The 22,230-nt window shown below is 67.6% G+C and carries 17 protein-coding genes; 13 read left to right on the forward strand and 4 right to left on the reverse strand.

The window, feature by feature from the left end:
• The first annotated feature begins 24 nt into the window (after positions 1-24).
• From ACXJKJ_RS02925 to ACXJKJ_RS02940, 4 genes are all read left to right on the forward strand, one after another.
• Positions 25-1,239 carry a rhamnogalacturonan acetylesterase gene (locus ACXJKJ_RS02925; RefSeq protein ID WP_457389050.1) on the forward strand — a complete coding sequence of 405 codons (1,215 nt, stop codon included), beginning with the start codon at positions 25-27 and terminating at the stop codon, positions 1,237-1,239.
• A 5-nt stretch (positions 1,240-1,244) separates the two neighbouring features.
• Complete coding sequence (locus ACXJKJ_RS02930; protein WP_457389051.1) at positions 1,245-2,489, forward strand: serine hydrolase domain-containing protein; 1,245 nt, start codon at positions 1,245-1,247, stop codon at positions 2,487-2,489.
• Between the two features lie 202 nt (positions 2,490-2,691).
• Positions 2,692-4,518, forward strand: a complete 1,827-nt coding sequence (locus ACXJKJ_RS02935; protein WP_457389052.1) for a rhamnogalacturonan lyase B N-terminal domain-containing protein — start codon at positions 2,692-2,694, stop codon at positions 4,516-4,518.
• Positions 4,519-4,529: 11 nt separating this feature from the next.
• A complete protein-coding gene (locus tag ACXJKJ_RS02940) occupies positions 4,530-5,192 on the forward strand; it encodes a PEP-CTERM sorting domain-containing protein (RefSeq protein ID WP_457389053.1) in 663 nt (220 codons plus the stop codon).
• A gap of 70 nt (positions 5,193-5,262) precedes the next feature.
• Here the strand turns inward: ACXJKJ_RS02940 and ACXJKJ_RS02945 are convergent, their stop codons facing one another.
• Complete coding sequence (locus ACXJKJ_RS02945; protein ID WP_457389054.1) at positions 5,263-6,657, reverse strand: FGGY-family carbohydrate kinase; 1,395 nt, start codon at positions 6,655-6,657, stop codon at positions 5,263-5,265.
• Positions 6,654-7,535 carry a DeoR/GlpR family DNA-binding transcription regulator gene (locus ACXJKJ_RS02950; RefSeq protein ID WP_457389055.1) on the reverse strand — a complete coding sequence of 294 codons (882 nt, stop codon included), beginning with the start codon at positions 7,533-7,535 and terminating at the stop codon, positions 6,654-6,656. Before ACXJKJ_RS02950 ends, ACXJKJ_RS02945 begins: the two co-directional genes overlap by 4 nt.
• A gap of 452 nt (positions 7,536-7,987) precedes the next feature.
• Between ACXJKJ_RS02950 and ACXJKJ_RS02955 the strand changes: the two genes are divergently transcribed.
• The 9 genes from ACXJKJ_RS02955 to ACXJKJ_RS02995 are packed head-to-tail and all read left to right on the forward strand — an operon-like array spanning position 7,988 to position 20,602.
• Positions 7,988-10,108, forward strand: coding sequence for a bifunctional rhamnulose-1-phosphate aldolase/short-chain dehydrogenase (locus ACXJKJ_RS02955; protein WP_457389056.1), 2,121 nt, complete (start codon positions 7,988-7,990; stop codon positions 10,106-10,108).
• A gap of 21 nt (positions 10,109-10,129) precedes the next feature.
• Entirely contained in the window at positions 10,130-11,428 is a 1,299-nt protein-coding gene (rhaI, locus tag ACXJKJ_RS02960; protein WP_457389057.1) for an L-rhamnose catabolism isomerase, read from the forward strand.
• 1 nt (position 11,429) lies between these two features.
• Entirely contained in the window at positions 11,430-12,797 is a 1,368-nt protein-coding gene (locus ACXJKJ_RS02965) for a glycoside hydrolase family 28 protein (RefSeq protein ID WP_457389058.1), read from the forward strand.
• A gap of 14 nt (positions 12,798-12,811) precedes the next feature.
• On the forward strand, positions 12,812-13,132 hold the full coding sequence (locus ACXJKJ_RS02970; RefSeq protein ID WP_457389059.1) for an L-rhamnose mutarotase: 321 nt from the start codon (positions 12,812-12,814) through the stop codon (positions 13,130-13,132).
• A gap of 12 nt (positions 13,133-13,144) precedes the next feature.
• The gene (locus tag ACXJKJ_RS02975) at positions 13,145-14,977 is read left to right on the forward strand and encodes a glycoside hydrolase family 2 protein (RefSeq protein ID WP_457389060.1); all 1,833 of its coding nucleotides are present in this window, start codon (positions 13,145-13,147) and stop codon (positions 14,975-14,977) included.
• Complete coding sequence (locus ACXJKJ_RS02980) at positions 14,974-17,907, forward strand: glycoside hydrolase family 2 protein (RefSeq protein ID WP_457389061.1); 2,934 nt, start codon at positions 14,974-14,976, stop codon at positions 17,905-17,907. The genes ACXJKJ_RS02975 and ACXJKJ_RS02980 overlap by 4 nt, the downstream gene beginning before the upstream one ends.
• A 3-nt stretch (positions 17,908-17,910) precedes the next feature.
• A complete protein-coding gene (locus tag ACXJKJ_RS02985) occupies positions 17,911-18,927 on the forward strand; it encodes a glycoside hydrolase family 43 protein (RefSeq protein WP_457389062.1) in 1,017 nt (338 codons plus the stop codon).
• The gene (locus ACXJKJ_RS02990; protein WP_457389063.1) at positions 18,924-19,703 is read left to right on the forward strand and encodes an alpha/beta hydrolase; all 780 of its coding nucleotides are present in this window, start codon (positions 18,924-18,926) and stop codon (positions 19,701-19,703) included. The genes ACXJKJ_RS02985 and ACXJKJ_RS02990 overlap by 4 nt, the downstream gene beginning before the upstream one ends.
• A 32-nt stretch (positions 19,704-19,735) precedes the next feature.
• The gene (locus tag ACXJKJ_RS02995) at positions 19,736-20,602 is read left to right on the forward strand and encodes a hypothetical protein (protein ID WP_457389064.1); all 867 of its coding nucleotides are present in this window, start codon (positions 19,736-19,738) and stop codon (positions 20,600-20,602) included.
• 52 nt (positions 20,603-20,654) lie between these two features.
• On the opposite strand, the gene ACXJKJ_RS03000 is transcribed toward ACXJKJ_RS02995, so the two are convergent.
• The gene (locus ACXJKJ_RS03000; protein WP_457389065.1) at positions 20,655-21,167 is read right to left on the reverse strand and encodes a hypothetical protein; all 513 of its coding nucleotides are present in this window, start codon (positions 21,165-21,167) and stop codon (positions 20,655-20,657) included.
• Positions 21,168-21,176: 9 nt separating this feature from the next.
• On the reverse strand, positions 21,177-22,148 hold the full coding sequence (locus ACXJKJ_RS03005; RefSeq protein ID WP_457389066.1) for a family 43 glycosylhydrolase: 972 nt from the start codon (positions 22,146-22,148) through the stop codon (positions 21,177-21,179).
• Between the last annotated feature and the right edge of the window lie 82 nt (positions 22,149-22,230).

The following is a 22,230-nucleotide window of genomic DNA, read 5'->3' on the forward strand; positions in this document are numbered from 1 at the left end:
CTTCTCTTGTCCTTGCTCCTCTCTGTGCCTCTGTGCCTCTGTGGCTGTGTTTCGCAGCCTCAAGCCCCCAAGCCGCAGCTGTTCGACCTCAGCAACGAGACCACCTACTCCCGCGAATTGGGTCGTGGCTTCGAGCCCGGCGCCCCGCTCAATGCCGCCGGCCAGCCGAGCTTCTTCACGGTGGACGTGCCCGCGGAAGGCAACTACCGCGTCACCGCGACGCTCGGCGCCGCCGCCGCCAGCAACACGACCATCAAAGCCGAGCTGCGTCGGCTGATGCTGGACAGCGTGGGGGTGGCTGCCGGTGCAACTGAAACGCGCAGCTTCATCGTCAACGTGCGAACGGCCCGCATCGCCGCCGTGCCGGGTGTGGAAGCAGGCGTCGTCAAGCTCAAGGAACCGCGCGAAAGCAAGGATGAGATCTGGGCCTGGGACCAGCGCCTGACGCTGGAGATCAACGGCAGCCAGCCGGCGCTGCGCAGTCTCGTCATTGAGCCCGTCAAGGTGCCCACCGTCTTCCTGCTGGGCGACTCCACGGTGGCCGACCAGGCCCGCGAGCCCTACAGCAGCTGGGGCCAGATGCTGACGGCCCTGTTCAAGCCCACCGTGGCCGTGGCCAACCATGCGCAGTCGGGAGAGACCTTCCGCGACTCGCTGGCGCGGCGGCGCATCGACAAGATCCTGTCGCAGCTGCAACCCGGCGACACGGTGCTGCTGCAGTTCGGCCACAACGACCAGAAGCAGCAGAAGGACGGCAGCGGCAACGCCCAGACCTACAAGGCCGAGCTGCGCACCCATGCCGAGCGCATCCTGGCGCGAGGCGGCGTGCCGGTCGTCGTGTCGTCGATGGAGAGGCGCAACTTCGACCCCGAGGGAAAGCTCAGGCCCAGCCTGACCGAGTACGCCGACGCGGCGCGCGCGGTCGCGCAGGACATGAAGCTGGCCTTCATCGACCTCAACGCGATGAGCCAGCAGTTCTACGCGGCCCTCGGCCCCGAGCGCTCCCAGGCCGCCCATCCGATGAACAACGGCAAGCTCGACAACACCCACCACAACAACTACGGCGCCATGCAGTTGGCGCGTTTGGTGGCCCTGGGTTTGCGGGAAGCCCGTGTGCCGGTGGCCGCACAGCTGCGCGATGATCTTGGCGCCATTGACCCCGCCAGGCCGCTGCCGCCGGAGCAGTTCCACGTTGCAGCGAGCCCGGGCTTCACCCAGCAACGCCCCCTGGGCGATTGAGCCGAATGAGAATCACCCTTGCCGCCCTGGCGCTGGCCTGCGCTGCGCTGATCCACGCCCCGGCGATCTCGGCCGCACCGCCCAAGGCCGCCGCGGTCACCGCACAAGGCTTCTCGCCGGAACGCCTGCAGCGGCTCGACGCAGCCATCGACGAGCAGATCAGGAACAAGCAGCTCGCCGGCGGGGTGATGGCCGTGCTGCGCGACGGCAAGCCGGTCGTGTTCAAGGCCTATGGCCAGCGCGACATCGAGAACGCCAGGCCGATGCGCACGGACACGATCTTCCGCATCGCCTCCATGACCAAGGCTCTGACGACCGTGGCGGCCATGATCCTTTACGAGGAAGGCCGCTTCCTGCTGAAGGACCCGGTGGCGCGCTACCTGCCGGCCTTCGCCAACCTGCAGGTCGCCTTGGCCCAAGGCGGCACCGAGAAGCCGCGCCGCGCGTTGACCATCCACGATCTGTTGACGCACACGGCCGGCATGAGCTATGGCAGCGGCCCGGCCCAGGCGGCCTACAGCGCTGCTGGCATGAAGGACTGGTACCTCGTCGGCAACGACGAGACGTTGGCACAGTGGACCGCCCGCTTCGCCGCGCTGCCGCTGCAGAGCCAACCGGGTGAGCAATTCATCTACGGCTACGCCACCGACGTGTTGGGCCGCCTCGTCGAGGTCGTTTCCGGCCAGCCGCTGGACCGCTTCATCAAGGAGCGCATCACCGACCCGCTGCGCATGCCGGACACGAGCTTCTTCCTGCCCGCTGACAAGGTCGAACGCCTCGCCAATGTCTACGGGCTGGAAGGCGGTCAGCTCAAGCTGATGGAAACGTCTGCGAAGAGCGACTTCGTCAACGGCCCGCGCAAGCTGCTGTCCGGCGGCGCCGGCATGCTGAGCACCGCGGGCGACTACACGCGCTTCCTGCAGATGCTGCTGAACAAGGGCGAGCTGGATGGCGTGCGCATCCTCGCGCCCCACACCGTGGCGCTGATGACGGCCGACCATCTCGGTTCCAAATCCGGCGGCGATGCCGATGGCTTCGGGCTGGGCTTCTGGGTCAACGTGAAACGCGGCGGCTTCAAGGAACTGGGCAGCGAAGGCGCCTTTGGCTGGGGCAGCGCCTATTTCCCGCAGTACACGGTGGACCCGAAGGAGCGCCTCGTCATCCTCTTCATGACGCAGCTGCGGCCCGCGGGGAATTCGACGCTGCATCTGCGCGTGCGCACGCTGACGTATCAGGCGCTGATCAAGTGATCCGCAAGCGCGCGCTATACCGCGCAGCTATGGCAAACGCGGTGGTAGCGCTCATCTGAGCGAAGAGTCGCGGGCGCACGAGCGGCGCTGTTCAAACGCTCATCTGGTTGAGTACACGCGGAGTCAGGCGCTGCCTACATTCCGCTCCGGTTTGCGGCCAAGTCCACAGACCGTGAACAACGACACGAAACCAGGAGACTCCATGAACACCACAAGCACGCGCCCGCCCTGGGTGCGCTGGCTGGCCGCAGGCCTGCTCGCCGCGGCGGCGCCGGCCGCGATGGCCGCCTTCAGCATTACCACCGTCCACGACAACAACAACGCGGCGCGACCGCAGTACGTCATCGACACCGATGGCGGCCTGGTGTTCAAGGTGCGTGGCTGGGACAGCAGCAGCACCACGGCCATCGGCGACTTGTCCAGCATGGTCTACAAGGGCGTGGAGTACGCCGACCCCGCCCGCGGCACGCAGCTCAACTCCGGGGCCGACTGGCTCTACAACGGCGTCAGCGCCGTGGGCCTGAAGGTGGAGGCCGTCAGCGCCAACGGCACGGTGACGCCGGCTTCCAGCAGCAACGGCGGCGTGGTCAACGCGAGCGACTACATCCGCGTCACCCTCACCAGCACCAGCACCAAGGGCGGCGTGCTGACGCACTACTACCTGGTGAAGAAGGGCGAGTCCAACATCCACATGGGCACGCACTTCACCGAAGAGCCGGACGTACACGGCCTGGTGCGCTTCATCGCCCGCATCCCCATCGCCAAGCTGCCCAACGGCGGCCCGGTCAACGCGGCCGGCGGCCTACGCACCTACAACGGCGAGAGCTTCTGGGCCGAGGACCTGCGCGGCACCAGCGGCGCCATCGAGGCCAGCGACGTGTTCGGCTTCCCGGCCACCGATGCGCGATACGGCCAGTCGCGCTCCAAGCACTACGCCAACCGCCGGCTGAAGGACTGGGAGTTCGTCGGCGGCTCCGGCCCTGGCGTAGGCATCTGGTTCTGGCGCGACAACAACGAAGGCGGCTCCGGCGGTCCCTTCTACCGCAGCTTGCTGCAGCAGATCACCGACACGACCAACGAGCTGACCTACATCGTCAATTACGGCGAGGCCCAGACGGAAGCCTTCCGCATGGGTGTACTGAACACCTACACGATGATCTTCAACGACGGCACGGCCCCCACGGCCCGCCCCGACACCAGCTGGTACGGCAACGTGGGCCTGCTGGGCTACGTGCCTCCGGTGGGCCGAGGCTCGGTCAGCGGCGCCGGCCTGACGGGCCGCATCGCCGGCCTGCCCTACACGGTGGGCTTCGCCAACGCGCAGGCACAGTACTGGGCCGACGCCGACCCCGTCGACGGCCACTTCACGGCCACGGGCATGCTGCCGGGCGTCTACACGATGACGGTCTTCAAGGGCGAGCTGGCCGTGCAGACCGGCTTGGTGACGGTGACCGCAAATGCCACGTACGCGCTGAACCCGGTGGCCATCACGGCCGACCCCGAGGCCACGCCGGCGCTGTGGCGCATCGGCCACTGGGACGGCACGCCGCAGGAGTTCATCAACGGCGACAAGCTGACCTTCATGCACCCGTCCGACGTGCGCATGGCGTCGTGGAATGTCAGTCCCTTCGTCATCGGCCAATCCAATGCCGCAACGCAATGGCCCGCCTATCAATGGAAGGACGTCAACAACGGCCTGCAGGTGCGCTTCACGCTCAAGCGCGGCCAGAACGCGGCACCGCTGCGGCTGCGCATCGGCACCACGGCCGACTTCGCCGGCGCCCGCCCACAGGTCACGGTCAACAGCTGGACGTCGGCCATTCCCGCCGCACCGCCCAAGGTGTCGCGCAACCTCACCGTGGGCACCTACCGCGGCTTCAACCGCACCTACAGCTTCGACATCCCCGCCGCGCAGCTGGTCGTCGGCACCAACGTGCTGACCATCAACACCGTCAGCGGCACCGCCGGTGCCGCCTTCCTGAGCCCGGCGCTGTCCTTCGATGCCATCGATCTGATTGCCGCGCAATGAACGCTCTTCCCATGAAAACCATCACCCTCCTCGCCTCTGCCTTGCTGGCAGCCCACGTCAGCGCCGCCGTCGTGCAGACCACCGGCGCCGGCAGCGCCACGCCGAGCGCAGCGCACCTGACCTCCGCTGCCGACTTCGAGGCCAACATCAACCTCGACAGCCCCTGGTCAGAAGGCGGCCTGCTGTTCAGCCACACGGGCTTTGCCAATGACAACGGCGGCTGCGGCTATGCCGGTGGCAACTGCGTGGACCTGGGCGCCGGCGAGACCTACAGCCAATCCTTCGCGGGCAACTACTTCGCCACCGCAGGCATGAACGCCTACCTGTCCATCCGCAGCACGGCACGCGACCTCAACGGCATCGAGTTCGCCGTCGATTCGGGCTACGCCAACATCTACCTGATGTGGCAGACCTGGCTGGACGGCGTGCAGACCGGCAATGGCCGCGTGTCCCTGGGCGCGGCGGGCATTGGCGGCGTACTCGGGCTGAGTGACGCCGTCGGCTTTGACGAAGTGCGGGTCTATGCCTTCGACAGCGCGACCGACACGAGCGGCTACAGCGTGCCGGCCATCGACAGCGTGCGCGCCTTCACTCTTCCCGAGCCGGGCTCGCTGGCCCTGGCCTCGCTGGCCGGGCTGGGTGTGGCCGGCATCAGGCGCCGCCGACGCGGCTGACGCCACCGCGACCCCAAGTCAAAGGGCCGGCCTCGCGGGAGGCCGGCCCTTCTTCTTCGTGGCTTGCAGATCAGTGCGCGCCGGTGCTTGTGCGCCAGGCGTCGCGGTAGGCCCGCCATCCCGGCGGGTTCAATGCGGCCACCGACGCGGCTGCCGCCTCGGGCGCGCTGCCCCAGGCGTCCAGCAGCCAGGCGCCGCAGGTCGTGCCACTGCTGTCGTCCGACACGGTCACGTCGCGGCCTTCGGCCAGGCCGGCCAGCAGCGGGCCGAACCAGCGGTTGGCCGTGAATGCGCCTTCGACGACGACACGGCCGGTGGTGCCCAGGGCGGCCAGGCAATGGTCGGCCATCAGCACGACGTAGAGCGTGGCCAGCGCGGCCTGTTCGGCGGGCGTCTGGGGTGCTGGGCCGGTGACACGACCGGGCTGGCCCGCGAACGGCCCGCCGGTTTCGGCAAAGCAGGGCAAGGCCAGGGTGCGCTGTGCAATGAGTCGCTGCAGTTCGTCCAGACCGAAACTGGCCGGTTGCGCACCGGCAATGGCACCGAATTCGCGCCCACCCATGAAACGGATACAGGGCACTGCGTCGCCAAAGACATCGCAGTTGGCCAGCATGTCGTGGGCCTCGACGAGAGGCCTGGTTGCCGAGCCCAGGGCCGCCGCGATGACCCAGGTGCCGGTGGACAGCACCGTGCAGGGGCCGCTCTGCTGCAGGGTCAGCAGATGGCGCAGCAGCGAGGCATTGCTGTCGTGGATGCCGCAGACGATCTCGCAGTCGCCGGGCAGGCCGGTGTCCGCGGCCAGCTCGGGCCGCAGCTTGCCCAAGCGCGACCAGGCATCGCGGCGCGGCGGGAACAGCTTCTCCCAGCCCAGGCGCTCGACCAGGCTGGACCAGCGGCCCACCCGGGGACGCCACAGGTCGGTATGGCAACCCAAGGAAGTGACCTCGCTCGCAGCCACCCCGCACAGCCGCCAGGCCCAGTACTGCGGGTACATCAGCACATGCCGGGTGCGAGCGAACTCCGCGGGGAATCTCGCCTGCAGCCAGTCCAGTTGGCGGCCGAGGTTGAGGCCGGCCGGCAGCCGCGGCGAACCGCTCTCGTCGAACGGCGGCCGCAGCGTGTCATAGCGAGCGGCATCGACGGCGTCGCCCGGCACATGCTCATAGTCAGGCACCGGCAGCACCAGGCCCGCATCGTCGATCAACGCCGCTGTCGCCCCATGCGTGACCGGCACGATGGCTCGGATCTGGGCCAGCGTCGACAACTCGCGCAGTTGACCCAGCAGCCAGCCCCACAGCCTCTCGGTGTCGTGGTGCGGATAGGGCCCGTCTCGCCGCACGGTATTGGGCGTGCGCGCTTCGGCCAGCGTCTTGCCAGCCGCGTCGATGAGGGTCAGCTTGGCGTTGGTCTTGCCGATGTCGAGGACGACGGTGCCTGAAACGAGATCGCCGGCCGCAGGGCTCAAGACACCAGCCCCGCATGCCGGTGGTAGGAGCCAGACTCCAGCACGGCCGCATAGTCATGCGAGCTCAGCGCCGAAGCCTCCACCACGCGAGGGTCCACGGCTTCGGGCTCCACGGTGATGACGCGCACGCCGTAGTGCTCCAGCAGTTGCACGGCACTGTCGGACGCGCCGGTGTCGGTAATGACGGTGGACACGCGGTTCAAGCCGCACAGCACCAGGCCCGCCTTGCGCTGGAACTTGGAGCTGTCCACCAGCACGATCAGCTCCTCCGCCTGGCTGATGAGGCGCTTCTCCGCCTGGATCAGCAGCGGGTCGGCCTCCATCAGGCCCAGGATGGACAGCCCGTAGACGCCCATGAACATCTTGGCTGCGTAGTGGTGCTGGGCGACGTCGTTCTCGAACGGGCTCAGGATGACGTTCTGCTCGCGGTAAACCTTGCCGCCGGGCAGGATGATCTCGTTGTCGCTGGTGACGAGCAGGCGCTCGGCCATCAGGAAGGAGTTGGTGAGAATCTTCAGCCGCTTCTCGACGAGAAACTCCGCCATCATGAAGGTGGTGGTACCGCCATTGATGATGATGGTTTCTCCGTCATTGCACATCGAGGTGGCATAACGCGCGATGGCGCGCTTGGCGGCGGTATGTTGCTGGGCATTGTTTTGAAAAGTCTCGCTGGACAGCGTGTATGACTTTTTCTTCTGCTCCAACCTTTGCGCGCCGCCTCGAGTGCGGGTCAACTGGTTTTTTGCGGCCAGCCAGGAAATATCCCGCCGCACCGTCGCGGCCGAGGCCGACAACCAGTCCATCAATTGCTGAACGCTGGCGTGCTCGCGTTCGTCCAGCAGTTTGAGCAGACGCTTGTGACGCTTGTGATTGATCATGTGGATCACCTTTATCGGGCGCCCCGGAGAATCGGCGGCGACCGTTGTCTCGTATTTATGGCGCCCAGCCTCTGGAGGGCAGGCGTCGCTTGGCTTGGCGGCCCGGCTGAGGCCGGTTCCTTGATCGCAGCCGGTGAGCGTAGGCGCCGGCTGCAACAGCCCTCTTCACTCACGCTCAGAAGCGATCAAAGCCTGGGTGAAACGCTGTTCCAAGTGCAGATTACGTCAGCCGCGTGACAAGGTCAATCAGCAAACGCTCACGGCCATGAGCGTTTCGTGAGCGGAGGTGCCGCGGCCGATGCATTCGCTCATCCTTTTGATTTCCTGCGCCGGCGCCGACCGTGGCGCGCTGTTTCGGCCCACACTGCGCTCCGCTAATCCCGCGAATGGCGGGCTCCGGGTCGCAGGCTGCGCTCACGGAGATGAATGACGGACTGAATACAGGCAAGCTGATGACTGCAAATTCCCAAACTCCCGCCAAATTCTCAGATACGGCTCCCATCGTCTCCAAGTGGGACGATGCCGTGGCAGCCAGGTTGAGCGAACCCGAACTGCTGCTCTACCGCTCCAATCTGTTGGGCTCCGATTTGCGCGTGACGAATTTCGGCGGCGGCAATACCTCGGCCAAGGTTCTGATGCGCGACCACCTGACCGGCGCGGATGTCGAGGTGCTGTGGGTCAAGGGTTCGGGCGGCGATCTGGGCAGCATCAAGCTGGATGGTTTCTCCACGCTCTATATGGACAAGCTGCAGGCGCTAAAAAAACGTTATCGCGGCCTGGCACATGAAGACGAGATGGTGGATTACCTGCCGCACTGCACCTTCAATCTGAATCCGCGAGCGGCGAGTATCGATACGCCTTTGCACGCCTATATCCCGAAAGCGCATGTCGACCACATGCACCCGGACGCGATCATCGCCATCGCCGCCTGTGCCGACAGCCGCCGCCTGACCGAAGTGATCTTCGGCGGCCAGCTGGGCTGGCTGCCCTGGCAGCGCCCCGGCTACGACCTGGGGCTCAAGCTCGAGGCGCTGGCCACGTCGCAGCCGAACCTGAAGGGCATCATCCTGGAAGGCCACGGCCTGTTCACCTGGGGCGACACGGCCAAGAGCTGCTACGAGATCACGCTGGAGATGATCCGCCTGGCCGAGCAGTGGCTGGCCGAGAACATCAAGCAGCCGGTGTTCGGCGGCGTCAAGACGATCACCCTGCCCGCCGAAGAGCGCGCAGCCCTCGCCGCCAAGCTGATGCCCGCGCTGCGCGGCCGCATCAGCGCCAGCGAACGCAAGCTGGGCGACTTCAACGACAGCGCCGCGGTGCTGGAGTTCGTCGGCAGCAAGGACCTGGCCGCGCTGGCCGCTCTGGGCACGTCCTGCCCCGACCACTTCCTGCGCACCAAGATCCGCCCGCTGGTGCTGGACTTCGACCCGACCCAGCCCGACGTCGACGCGCTGCTGGCCGGCCTGGACAAGGCGCTGGAAGACTACCGCGCCGACTACGTGGCCTATTACGAGCGCTGCAAGCGCGCCAACAGCCCGGCCGTGCGCGATGCCAACCCCATCATCTACCTGATCCCCGGCGTGGGCATGCTGTCCTTCGCCAAGGACAAGGCCACGGCCCGCATCGCCGGCGAGTTCTACATCAACGCCATCAACGTGATGCGCGGTGCGAACGGCGTCGACAAATACGTCGGCCTGCCCGAACAGGAAGCCTTTGATATCGAGTACTGGCTGCTTGAAGAAGCCAAGCTGCAGCGCATGCCCAAGCCCAAGAGCCTGGCCGGCCGCGTGGCCCTGGTGACCGGCGGCGCCGGTGGCATCGGCCAGGCGGTGGCCCGCCAGCTGCTGCAGGAAGGCGCCTGCGTGATGCTGACCGACATCGACGCCGAGGCGCTGGAAGAAGCCCGCCAGAACCTGCTGAAGGCTGGCGGCAAGGACAACGTGGCCGCCGTGCGCGGTGACATCACGTCCGAGTCCGAAGTGGAAGCGCTGCTGTCAGCCACGGCGCTGCGCTTTGGCGGCCTGGACATCCTCGTTTCCAACGCCGGCATCGCCTCTGCCGCGCCGCTGGAAGACACCACGCTGGAGATCTGGAACCGCAACCAGAACATCCTCGTCACCGGCTACTTCCTGGTCAGCCGCGGTGCCTTCCGCCTGATGAAGCAGCAGAAGATCGGCGGCAGCATGGTGTTCGTGGCCAGCAAGAACGGCCTCGTCGCGTCCGCCGGCGCCTCGGCCTATTGCACGGCCAAGGCGGCCGAGATCCACCTGGCCCGCTGCGTGGCGCTGGAAGGCGCGCCCATCGGCGTGCGCGTCAACGTCGTCAACCCCGACGCCGTCATCCGCGGCTCGCGCATCTGGGACGGCAAGTGGAAGGAAGAGCGCGCCGCGTCCAACAAGATCGAGACCGACAACATCGAAGAGTTCTACCGCCAGCGCAGCATGCTCAAGCTCAGCGTGCTGCCCGAGGACATCGCCGAGGCGGTGTACTTCATGGCAAGCGACAAGTCGGGCAAGAGCACGGGTAACGTCCTCAACGTTGACGCGGGCAACGCCGCCGCATTTACTCGTTGACACGGCGGCCAGGAGACAACCATGACAACCAACATCATCGACACGGCCCAGGTCGAGCAGCACAACGCCAGCCAGCGCACCACGCTGCAGGCCGACTACGACGCGCTGGGCGGCATGCTGTCCCGCCGCGGCGTCGACATCGAGGCTTTGACCGCCACCGCCCAGACCTTCGCTGTCGCCTTGCCCAGCTGGGGCGTGGGCACCGGTGGCACGCGCTTCGCGCGCTTCCCCGGCAAGGGCGAGCCGCGTGACGTGACCGAGAAGCTGGAGGACTGCGCCGTCATCCACCAGCTGACGCGCGCCACGCCCACCGTGTCGCTGCACTTCCCCTGGGACAGGCCGAGCGACCCCAAGGCCCTGCGCCAGCAGGCCGACAGCTTGGGCCTGAGCTTTGACGCGGTGAACTCCAACACCTTCCAGGACCAGGCCGGCCAGGCCCACAGCTACAAGTACGGCAGCCTGACTGCGCAAAGCCAGGCCGCCCGCGAGCAGGCCGTGGCCCACAACATCGACTGCATCGAACTGGGCAAGACGCTGGGCTCCAAGGGGCTGACCGTGTGGGTGGGCGACGGCGCCAACTTCCCCGGCCAGCACAACCTGCGCGGCTCGCTGGAGCGCTACCTGGACAGCGCCAAGGGCATCTACGCCGCGCTGCCGGACGACTGGCTGATGTACATCGAGCACAAGCTGTTCGAGCCGGCCTTCTACTGCACCGTCATCGCCGACTGGGGCACCAGCTTCGCCGCGGCTAAAGAATTGGGCGACAAGGCCAAGTGCCTGGTGGACCTGGGCCACCACGCGCCCAACACCAACATCGAGATGATCGTGGCGCGCCTGGCGCAGTTCGGCAAGCTGGGCGGCTTCCACTTCAACGACAGCAAGTACGGCGACGACGACCTGGATTCGGGTTCCATCGACCCCTTCCAGCTCTTCCTTGTCTTCAACGAACTGGCCGACGCGGCCGCCCGCGACGGCGCAGCCTTCAAGCCCGCCTACATGCTGGACCAGTCGCACAACGTGACCGACCCCATCGAAAGCCTGATGAGCAGCGCCGTCGAAGTGCAGCGCGCCTTCGTGCAGGCCGCGCTGGTGGACCGCAAGGCGCTGGCGAACTTCCAGGAAGCCAACGACGCACTGCAATCCGCACAGTCGCTGAAGAAGGCCTTCCGCACCGACGTCAGCCCCATCCTCGCCATGGCCCGCCTGCGTGCCGGCGGCGCGATCGACCCGGTGGCCACCTACCGTGCAACGGGCTACCGCGAAAAGGTCGCCGTGAAGCGCCCGCCGAAAGCGGGCACCTCGGGCAGCGGCATCGTCTGAGGTGGATGCCAAGGCCTTTGGCGCACGCGGCGACGGCATCGCGCTCGACACGCAGGCGCTGCAGGCGGCCATTGACGCCGCAGCGCTGCAGCGCACGACGCTGCGGCTGACGCCGGGCGTCTACCTCACCGGCGCCCTCTTCCTGAAAAGCGGCATGACGCTGCGCCTGGACCGCGGCGCCACGCTGCTGGGCTCGCGCAACCTGGCCGACTACCCACTGCTGGCCACTCGCGTTTCAGGCATCGAGATGCGCTGGCCGGCGGCGCTGGTCAACATCTACGGCGAGCATGACGTCGGCCTCGTCGGCGAAGGCTGCATCGACGGCAATGGCCAGGTCTTCTGGGACAGCTACTGGGCCTTGCGCGCGCTCTACGAGCCGCGCGGCCTGCGCTGGGCGTCGGACTACGACGCCCAGCGCCCTCGCCTGATCCAGGTCTTCGAGGCGGCCCGCATCCACATTGGCGACGGCTTGCTGCTGCGCCGTTCGGGCTTCTGGACGCTGCACCTCTGCTATTCGGAGGATGTCAGCGTCGACGCCATCACCATCCGCAACAACGACGGCGACGCACGCGGCCCATCGACCGACGGCATCGACATCGACTCCTCGCGCCGCGTCACCATCCGCCGCGCCGACATCGCCGTCAACGATGACGCCCTGGTGCTGAAGGCCGGCCGCGATGCCGATGGCCTGCGCGTCGCACGGCCCTGCGAAGACATCAGCATCAGCGACTGCATCGTCCGCGAAGGCGCGGCGGGCCTGACCTTCGGCAGCGAGACCTCGGGCGGCTTCCGGCGCGTCACAGCGCGGCGCATCGAAGTGCATGCGCCGGTGCCCGTGGGCCTGCTGTTCAAGTCCGCGCCCAGCCGCGGCGGCTTCGTCGAGGACATCACGGTCAGTGACCTTGCCCTGCATGACGTGCCCACCGCCCTGCGCGTGACGATGAACTGGAACCCCGCCTTCAGCTGCGCCAACATCCCTGCCGCCGAGCGCGCCGGCGCACCCGCCCACTGGCTCAACCTCGCCACGCCAGTGCCCGCTGACCGGGGTCGCGTCCGGGTGGACGGTGTGCGCATCGAACGCCTCAAGGCGCGCGGCGCGGCGGTTGCGTTCGAGGTCGACGCTTACGCCGAAGCGCCGCTGCGGGGCTTCCATTTCACGGGGCTGGATGTCGAGGCCCAACGCGGCGGCCATGTGCTGGACGCAGTGGACTGGCGCTTTGCGGACAGTCGCATGTCGCTTGGAGAGCCCATCGCCGTTGGCACAGACATCGAACTCGATGGCCTGAGCAGCGCCTGCTGGAGACATGATCCCGCCCTGCGCCGCCGCGACGTGTCGGCCCTGCCGATGGCGGAGCAGGACGTTCAATAAGAAGGAGACAAGCGATGAGCGACGAGACCCTGGCCTTCAAGATGCAGCTCAAGCCCGGCGTCGTGCCGGAGTACAAGCGCCGCCACGACGAGCTCTGGCCCGACCTGGCCGCGGCCCTGCGCGAAGCCGGCATCCATGACTACTGGATCTTCCTGGACGAAGCCACGCTGTCCCTCTTTGCCGTGCTCAAGCGCAAGCCAGGCACCGCCTTCGACGCCCTGCCCCAGCAGCCCGTCATGCGCCGCTGGTGGGACCACATGGCCGACCTGATGGAGGTCGAGCCCGACAACAAGCCGCGCCAGTGGCCGCTGCAGCCCCTCTTCCACTTCAACTGAAGGCGGGTCTTCATGCGCACCTGGATCACCCTCGCCCTGGCCTGGGCCCTCGCCCTACCGACGCTCGCCGCCGACTCGCTGCGCCCATCCCTGCTGCTGACGGCCCGCGCCGCCGACCAGGATCTGTCGGGCCGCTGGACCTATTCCAAGGACCTCTACCGGACGGGATTCACCGACATCAACGGCTGGCCCGCCAAGCCGCGCATGCAGCGCTTTCGTGACGTTGACGTGGCCGCGGCCGAAGCCAAGGGCGGCGCGGGCTTCTTCGAATACGACCTCGACCGCGCGCCGACGATGGAGCTCCCCGGCGCCTGGAACTCGGCGGTTCCCGAACTGCGCTACTTCGACGGCTTGATGTGGTTCCAGCGCCGCTTCGATGTGCCCACCAAACCGGGCCGGCGCAGCTTCCTGCGCTTCGAGGCCGTCAACTACCGAACCACCGTCTTCCTGAACGGCCAGGAGGTCGGCAAGCACGAAGGCGGTTTCACGCCCTTTGTCGTCGAGGTCACGCAAGCCCTGCGCGAGACGGGCAACCGCCTCGTCGTCGGCGTCGATTCCAAGCATGACGCCCAGACCATTCCGGCCGAGATCACCGACTGGGATCTGTATGGCGGCATCACGCGGCCGGTCAAGCTTTTCCAGACGCCGGCGACCTTTATCGACGATGCCACGCTGCGCCTGACCGACGCCGGCCGCATCGTCGGCAGCCTGCAGCTCAACGGCCCGCAGCCGGCCAATCAGGCCGTGAGCCTGCGCATCGCCGCGTTGAACCTCACGCTGCAGGCCCGCACCGATGCCAACGGCGAGGCCCGCTTCGACACCGCCGCACCGGCTGCGCTCAAGCGCTGGTCGCCCGAGTCACCCATGCTTTATGACGTCGAGTTCGAGGCCAACGGCGACAAGGTCCGCGACCGCATCGGCTTCAGGACCATCGCCGTGCGCGGCAGCGACATCCTGCTCAATGGCCAGCCGATCACCTTGCGCGGCATCTCCATCCACGAGGAGGAGATAGGCCCCAACCCGGCTCGCCGCATCGACGAAGCCGCCGCGCGCCGCCTGCTCGGCGAGGTGAAGACCGGCCTGCATGGCAACTATGTGCGCCTGTCCCACTACCCGCACAACGAGACCATGCTGCGCGTAGCTGACGAGATCGGCCTCTTGGTCTGGAGCGAGATCCCCGTCTACTGGAGCATCGACTGGGACACGCCCGCCGTGCTCGACAAGGGCCGCCGCATGCAGGCCGAGACCATCTTCCGCGACCGCAACCGCGCGGCGCTGATCCTGTGGAGCATCGGCAACGAGACGCCAGTGGCCGAGAACCGCACGCGCTTTCACACCGCGCTGGCCGAGACTGTGCGCGCGCTCGACCCGAGCCGCCTCGTCAGCGCCGCCCTGCTCGTCGAGCGCAAGGGCGACACCATCCACATCGCCGACCCGCTGCTGCCGCAACTCGACGTCATCGCCGTCAACACCTATGCCGGCTGGTATGGCGACGACACGCTGGACACGGTGCGCCGGCTGCGCTGGGATGTGCCTGCGGACAAGCCGCTGCTGTTCTCCGAGTTCGGCGCCGACGCCTTTGCGGGCTTTCGCGATGAGAAGCTAAGGCCCAAGTTCTCCGAGGACTACCAGGCCGACTACTACCGCGCCACGCTGGCGATGGCCGCCAAGGTGCCGACGCTGCGCGGCCTGTCACCCTGGGTGTTGAAGGACTTCCGCTCGCCGCGCCGCGAGCACCCGGTCTACCAGAACGGCTGGAACCGCAAGGGCCTGATTTCCGAGACCGGGCAGCGCAAGCTGGCGTACGACGTGCTGGCCGAGCATTACAAGGCGCAGGCGAAATGAAGCGATGGCTGGCCGCCCTCGCCTTGGCAGCGGCGGCACTGTCGGCCCAAGCCGCGCGCGAGGTCTACAACTTCAACCCCGGCTGGCGGCTGCACGTCGGCGACGCCTCAGGCGCCGAGGTGCCCAGCTTCGACGACGCCCGCTGGAAGCCCGTCACCCTGCCCCGCGCCTGGAACGAGGACGACGCCTTCGCCAAGGACATCGTCGACCACAGCACCGGCATCGCCTGGTATCGCAAGCGCTTCACGCTGCCCGCCGACGTCGCCACCCGCAAGGTCTTCATCGAGTTCGAAGGCGCCCGCCAGGCCGCCGAGGTCTGGGTCAACGGCCAGCGCATCGGCCTGCATGAGAACGGCGTCACCGCCTTCGGCTTCGACCTCAGCCAGGCCGTGAAACCCGGCGAAAACCTCATCGCCGTGCGCACCGACAACCGCTGGGACTACCGCGAGCAGGCGACCAACCAGCGCTATCAGTGGGCTGACCGCAACTTCAACGCCAACTACGGTGGCCTGCCCAAGAACCTGCGGCTGCACCTCACCGACAGGCTCTACCAGACGCTGCCACTGCTCTCCAACCTCGGCACGACCGGCGTCTACATCTATGCCAAGGATTTCGACCAGAAGGCGGCCCGCGCCACCATCACTGCTGAAGCCCAGGTATGCAACGAGCACGCCCGGCCGCGCCGCTTTGGCTATGAGGTGACGCTGCGCGAGCCGGGCGGTCGCGTCATCGCGACGTTCAAGGCGCCCACCCAAACCATTCCCGCCGGCGCCACCGTCACCGTCAGCGCCAAGGCGCTCGTGACCGGCCTGCAGTTCTGGAGCTGGGGCCACGGCGCCCTCTACGACGTGGAGACGACGCTGAGCACCGATGGCAAGCCCGTTGACCGTGTCGTCACGCGCACGGGCTTTCGCCAGACCGAGTTCACGCAAGGCATGGTCAGGCTCAACGGCCGTTTCATCCAGCTCAAGGGCTATGCCCAGCGCACGAGCAACGAGTGGCCGGCCATCGGCCTGTCGGTACCACCCTGGCTCAGCGACTACAGCAACGGCCAGATGCTGGCCAGCAATGCCAACTTCGTGCGCTGGATGCACACCGCGCCGTGGAAGCAGGACGTCGAATCGCTGGACCGCGTAGGCCTGATGCAGGCCATGCCCGCGGGCGACTCCGAGGCCGACGTGACCGGCCGGCGCTGGGAGCAGCGCCTGGAGGCCATGCGTGACGCCATCATCTATCTCCGCAACAGCCCCAGCATCCTCATGTACGAGTCGGGCAACCGCGGCGTCAGCGCCGAGCACATGCGCGAGATGGCCGCGCTGCGCGATCGCTTCGACCCGCACGGCGGCCGCGCTTCAGGCAGCCGCGAGATGCTGTCCCAAGCCCTGCAGGACGTGGCCGAGTACGGCGGCGAGATGCTCTACGTCAACAAGAGCGCGCGGCGGCCGATGTGGGCCATGGAGTACTCGCGCGACGAGGGCGCCCGCAAGTTCTGGGACGAGCTCTCGCCGCCTTTTCACCGCGACGGCGACGGCCCCGAGCACAAGGGCCAGAGCGCTGCGGCCTACAACCGCAACCAGGATTCCCACGCACTGGAAGACGTGCGCCGCTGGGTGGACTTCTGGCGCGAGCGCCCGGGCACCGGCACGCGCGTGTCGTCGGGCGGCGTCAACATCATCTTCAGCGACAGCAACACCCACCACCGCGGCGCCGAGAACTATCGCCGCAGCGGCGAGGTGGATGCGATGCGCATCCCGAAGGACGGCTTCTTCGCCCACCAGGTGATGTGGGACGGCTGGGTGGACGTGGAGAAACCCCGCGCCCATCTGCCGGGCCACTGGAACTACCCCGCCGGCACGGTCAAGACCGTCACCGTCATCTCCAGTGCCGCTCGCGTCGTGCTGACACTGAACGGCAAACCCGTCGGCGCCGCCGAGGCCAGCGAGCCCTTCATCTTCCGCTTCGACGACGTCAAGTTTGAGCCCGGCGAACTGCGCGCCGTGGGTCTCGACAAGGAGGGCAACAAGGTCTGCGAGGACGTTCGCATCACCGCCGGCCCGCCCGCCGCGCTGAAGCTGACCGCTCAGACCCACCCGCAAGGCCTGCAGGCCGATGGTGCCGACCTGGCGCTGGTGCAGGTCGAGGTCATCGACGCCGCTGGCAGACGCAACCCCATTGCGCTGGACACGGTGAAGTTCACGCTCACCGGCCCCGCCGAATGGCGCGGCGGCATTGCGCAGGGGCCGGACAACTTCGTGTTGGCGCGCGATCTGCCGGTGGAGGGCGGCGTCAACCGCGTACTGCTCCGCAGCACGACGGAGGCCGGTGTCATCCGGCTGCGCGCCGAGGCGCAAGGGCTGGCGCCGGCCACACTGGAACTGCGTTCTCAGCCGATTCAGGTCAACGGCGGCTTGAGCACGCGCCTCCCCGCAGACGGCCTGGCGCCGCAATCCACACGAGGACCGACACCGGCAACGCCTTCTTTCACGACGAGCCGCGTCGCCGTTGCCGTCGCCTCGGTTCAAGCCGACAGCGGCACGCCCGCTCAAGCCATCGACGACGACGAGTCGACCTCGTGGACCAGCGAGTCCGGCAAGGGCGCCATCCTCTTCAAGCTGGCCGAGCCGGCCACTCTGACCGAGATCACGCTCAAGCTCGGCGGCTGGCGCGAGCGGCGCTACCCGCTGCGCGTCAGTGTCGACGGCACTGAGGTCTGGCGCGGCCTGACCGAGCGCAGCCTGGGCTATGTGACGCTGCCGCTCAAGCACCAGCGCGGCCAGACGGTCGGCATCGAGCTGGCCGGTGAGGCCGAAGGCGGCACCGAAACGGCGAATACCGAAGTCGCCAACCAGAAAATCGTCGACACCGGCGCCAGCCGCCTCGGCCGCGGCGTGCTGTCCATCGTCGAGGCCGAGTTCTACCGCCTGCCCTGAACCATGTCTGCTGCAAACCTCACCCGCCGCCAGCTGCTGACCACTGCACTGCTCGCCACGGCCCTGCCCGCCGGCGCCCAGCCCACATCCTGGCCCAACCCGTTGGTCGCCCAGCGCGCCGACCCGCAGATCCTGCGCCGCGGCGATTGGGTCTACCTGATGGCCACGGTGCCCGAATACGACCGGCTGGAGCTGCGCCGCGCGCGCAGCATCGCTGGCCTCGCCACTGCCGAGCCGAAAGTGATCTGGCGCCGGCACGAGCAGGGCCCGATGAGCCACCACATCTGGGCGCCCGAGCTGCACTTCATCGACAACCGCTGGTTCATCTACTTCAGCGCCGGTGAAGCAAAGGAGCCGTGGAAGATCCGCCTGTGGGTGCTCGAGAACGCGTCGCCCGACCCCATGCAGGGCGAGTGGACCGAGCGCGGCCAGATCAGGACGCAATGGGAGACCTTCACGCTGGACGCCACCGTCTTCGAGCACCGCGGCCGGCGCTACATGGCCTGGGCCCAGACCGACCCGGCGAAGAAGAACCACAGCACCGACATCTTCATCTCAAGCATGAAGAGCCCGACCGAACTGCAAGGCCCGCAGGTGCGGCTGAGCCAGCCCGACTACGCCTGGGAGAAGGTGCGCCACTTCGTCAACGAGGCGCCGGCTGTGCTCATCCACGGCGGCCGCGTCTTCATGACCTACTCGGCCGCCGGCACCGGCGCCGAGTACTGCCTGGGCCTGCTGTGGGCCGACGAGAACGCCGACCTGTTGGACGCGAAGAACTGGCGCAAGTCGCCCGGCCCGGTGTTCGTCAGCAGCCCGGAGAACGGCATTTACGGCCCCGGCCACAACAGCTTCGTCACCGAGCCGGATGGCACCGTGCTGAACGTCTTCCATGCCCGCAGCTACCGCGACATCGTCGGCGACCCGCTGAAGGACACCGGCCGCGCCACCCGCGTGCAGCCGCTCGCCTTCACGGCCGACGGCATGCCGGACTTCGGCCTGCCGCTGCCCGAGAAACGATGAACCTCATTGCCCTGTCAGCCGGCGCGCCGAATGTCTTTGACGGCGAATCGCCCGACCGCATCTGCCGCCGCCCGACGCGGGCCGAGCTGCACGCCTATCCGTCGCCCTCACCGGCGCGCGGCCGTGCCCTCGTCTACGCCGGCGGCGGCTACCTGCAGCTGATGCACGACAAGGAAGGCGTCGAGATCGCGCAGTGGCTGAACACGCTGGGGCTGGACGCCCATGTGCTGGTGCATCGCCTGCCCGGTCAGGACGGCCAGCCCTTCGACATCGCGCTGCAGGACGGTCTGCTCGCGCTGGATCACCTCGCCACGCTGCCGCCGCTGCCGCTGCTGCACGTGGGCCTCTCCTCCGGCGGCCATCTGGCCGGCGTCATGGCCTGCCAGCGGGAATCGGCGGGCGCCGTCATCGCCTACGCTCCCCTCAACGCCAACCACCGTGACCACAAGTTCCCGCCCGGCAAACCCGACTTTCCGCCGCCCGAGAAGCAGGCCTTCTACGACGCCTGGCCCATCGGCATCGCGAGCGAGCCCCATGGCCTGCCGCGCTGCCCGGCGTTCCTGGCCTATGCGCTGCACGACCCCGTCGTGCCCGTCGCCCATGCACTCAACCTGATCGCCGCGGCCCAGCAACACCGGCTCGACGTCGAGGCCCATGTCTTCCCGCAGGCCAAACACGGCTTCGCGCTGCGGGAACTGGCCGGCACGCAGGATCAATGGCCAGCGCTGGCAGCCCGCTGGATGGGCGAGAAACTGGGCAACCCAAACTTCGCCTAACCTTGCGCGCTTGTCGGGGCAATAAAGCAAGCATGCTGCAAGAGATCAATACCTGGGCTGACTACCGTTCCAAGCTGCGCGAGTTCGACGCCGTGCTCGAACATGGCAAGGCGGTTTCCGCGGCCCTGACCGGCCAGCCCCTCTCGGCTGTGCATGTCAGCTATGGCGAACAGATCTTCGCCAAGCTGCTGTCCCACGGCATCGCCTTGCGCCGGCTGGCGCCTGACCCCACCCAGCAGCCGCCTCTCGATCTGTGGGATCTGCCGTCCATGAGCGCCCTGGCGCGCTGCGTCATCGAGGCCCATGACGCCTTTGAGTACATCGCGGGTCATCAAGTGCCGGACTCGGAACGCAGCTTCCGCATCCGGCTCTGGGAACTGCATGACGCCACGCGCCGCCTGAAGATCCTGGGCGGCATCGCTTCGACGGACCCGGCCATCAGCGGCATCCTGGCCGACGCGGCGCGGCTCCAGCTGGCGCTGGAAGCGCACGAATACATGGCTTCGCTGCCGGCTGTGCCACAAGCGGAATTGCGCCTGCGACTGCGGCGCAGCGACCCGCCGGACTTTCATCTGAGCCGCCGCCAGCGCTGTGCCATGAGTGGCGTCGACGCCGATTGGCACAAGTCGGTCACGATGCAACTCGCGCAGCACGCGCTCACGCTGCCGTTCTCCGTCCACCAGTTGCACCAGTTCCAGGCGGGTACGCCCCAGGCGCTCCGCCTACTGGCCATGCCGCTGCTCTTCGCCCTGCCCTTCCTGGTTCGCGCCATCCAGGCCATGGACCTGCTGACGCCCGGGCGAGTCCCCAAGCCGCCAAGCCGCACGGCTCGCACCATGACGGTGTGGCGCACCCTGGCCGAGCGAGGCACAAGAGACACCGGACGAGCCGCTGGCTAAAGGTACTGCTGCTCTGGATGACCCGTCTGCAGCGGCGGTAGCGAGCGGGCCATCAATCCCGCAGTACCGCCTGCAGGCGTTCGGCCAACTGGGCACGCTTGGCGTCCGAGCTGGCATTCGCCAGCGCACGCCGCGCCGCGGCCCTGGCCTCGTCGGCGCGGCCGACGGCCAGCAGCGCCTCGGCCTGCGCGGTGTTCAGCAGCCAGTCATCGGGCAGGGCGGCCAGCGACGGCGCCAGCACCTTCAGCGCCCGCCCGGTCTCCGCCAGGCGCAGCAGCCGGTCCGCCAAAAAGTAGCGCGCCACCTTCACGCTGGGCTGCGAGTCCCCCTGCCCCAGCACCAGTTCTGCCGCCAGCGCCAGTTCGGATTGGGCGACGGCATCGGCCAGACGGCCGGCACCGTCCATCACGGCCGCCAGCTGGCCGTGCAGGTCGGCGACACCCGCCTGTCCGCCGGCTGCGGCGATGGCTCGGACAAAGCAGGCCTCGGCCGCGTCGAGGCGCCCGGCCTCCCAATGCGCGCGGGCCTGCCGCGCCAGCGCGTTGATCGATTCATCAGTGTTCATCGCTCCCCCTCAGCGCTTCGCGGCGCGCTGCGGGAAGTCGCCCACGCCTTGCTCCGTGCGCTCCACTTTGCGGATCGTGCCGTCGTCATTGAAGTGCAGGTACTCCGCCGCCACGTGCCGCTGCTTCTTTGCACAGGCCGCACCGGAGACGTCCAGCCAGCGGTGATAGAACAGCAGCCACTGGCCTTTGTACTGGACGATGGAGTGGTGGTTGTTGCCGCCCTCGGCGTCCATGATGACGCCGCGGTAGGTCCACGGGCCTTTGGGCGAGGTGCCCGTGTAGTAGGTCAGGATGCGGTTGTGCTCGGGCATGGTGAAGTAGTACAGGCCGTTGCGCTTGAACACCCACGGGCCTTCCATCGGCGGCTCGTAGCCGCCCATGTCCATCTTCTGCAGTTCGCCCTTGATGCTGCGCATGTCGTCAGCCATCTCCGCCACCAGGTAGTTGACGCCTGATGTGCGGCTGTAGAGGTAGGCGCGGCCGTCGTCGTCGACGAACAGCACCGGATCATTGGCGTAAGGCTTGCGCCACAGCGGCGCGCCGATCATGTCCTTGAAGGGGCCGGCGGGCGAGTCGCTCTCGGCGATGCCGATGCCCATCCACTTGGTGCTGTTCTTCGGGTTCTGGCGGTCCTTGACGCCGGTGCCGGCGGGGAAGACGAGGTAGTACCTGCCGTTCTTGTAGGCCGCGTCGGGCGCCCAGGCGTAGTCGTCAGCCCACTTCAGGTCCTTGACCGACAGCACCGCGCCGTGGTTCGTCCAGTTGACGAGGTCGGTGGACGAGAAGGCGGTCCAGTCCTTCATGTGGAAGTCGGCCTGGCATTCCTCGTCGTGCGAGGTGTAGAGCCACAGGCGGCCGTCGGGCCAGACATGGCCGGAGGGRTCGGCGGTGCGCAGGTCCTTGCCGAGGGCCAGCGGGTTCTGGGCTTGGCAGGCCGAGGCGGCGAGCAGGGCGGCAAGGGCGAGCAGAAGGCGTTTCATGAGGTCAGCAGGGCAGGTGTCGATGAAGGGAGCCGCTCGCGCATAGGTCAATTCCTTGGTGCTGCAACTGAAGGTGTCGAAG

This window comes from Roseateles sp. P5_E1, assembly GCF_054049335.1.